This is a genomic window from Alteromonas sp. KUL106 (genome assembly GCF_009811415.1).
Lineage (GTDB): Bacteria > Pseudomonadota > Gammaproteobacteria > Enterobacterales > Alteromonadaceae > Alteromonas.
In genome coordinates this window covers 1-877 of sequence record NZ_BLIG01000061.1, presented here as the reverse complement: position 1 = coordinate 877, position 877 = coordinate 1, and the positions used below count along the sequence as shown (strand labels likewise).

Here is an 877-nt window from a genome sequence, read left to right as displayed (position 1 = left end):
TTTTCAATAACGGGCGCAGGCACGTGGGGCATAATAGCGAAGCGGCCCTGCGTGTATGCGTCCCAGCGAACGAAGTGAGTGAGTTGATTGAGTTGTTAGTAACCATTACTCCGAGACAACCTTGCCATAGCCTATTATTTTAGTTGCTTCTCCAATGTCCCATTTAAAACCAGGAGTAAATAGCTTTTCATCTTCTTTTGGTGCGTAGAACGAACATATAGCCTTGCATGATTGGCCCGAAGCCAACCTGTCACAGTCAATGAAATCAATTTGTCCAATGACTGTATATTGGTTTTCACGAACCCAGTGATTTGGCCTTATTCCCGAGCGATAACTACTGTGCTGATGCTTGGGAACAGTATGCAACCCAAATTCGATTAACCTTTCAAAACTGATGAACTCAAAATCTACCATGGTTACTAACACCCGCATAACGGGCAAAAATACGTAGGCTACAATACCAAGCGAAGCGCAGGGAGCCTACGTTTTTTTGTCCCTGGCGAGCGCAGCGAGTGTTAATGCGCTTGTTATGTGCGTGCAGAAAGAAGCCTTTTGTTTTGCATCATTTTAATTAAAAAGTAGATGGTAATAATAGGACAAATAAACAGCGCTTTGTATGAAAAAGTGACTGGGTATGTATCTGGTAACCAGAGTCCGATAGCAATTGCAAAAAGAATCGAAGCAATGCCTAAACAGCAGAAGATCAAAAGGGAATAGAGTGCAATTTTCAGCAGAGTGGAGGGCATTGGAAAAATTGCTTTTTCGATGAGCTTATACCCTGTAATGAAGAATACAATTGTTACCAGATTTGCAAAAAATAGATCCATCTAAGCAGTCTCTTTAGCACATAACTTTTCAATAACGGGCGCAGACATGT

The 877-nt window shown here is 41.8% G+C and carries 1 protein-coding gene; it reads right to left on the bottom strand.

What is annotated here, in order from left to right; all coding sequences use genetic code 11:
• Positions 1–527 precede the first annotated feature (527 nt).
• Positions 528–827: a hypothetical protein gene (locus GVO63_RS19035; RefSeq protein ID WP_159581992.1), complete on the bottom strand. Its 300-nt coding sequence runs from the start codon at positions 825–827 to the stop codon at positions 528–530.
• Positions 828–877 lie beyond the last annotated feature (50 nt).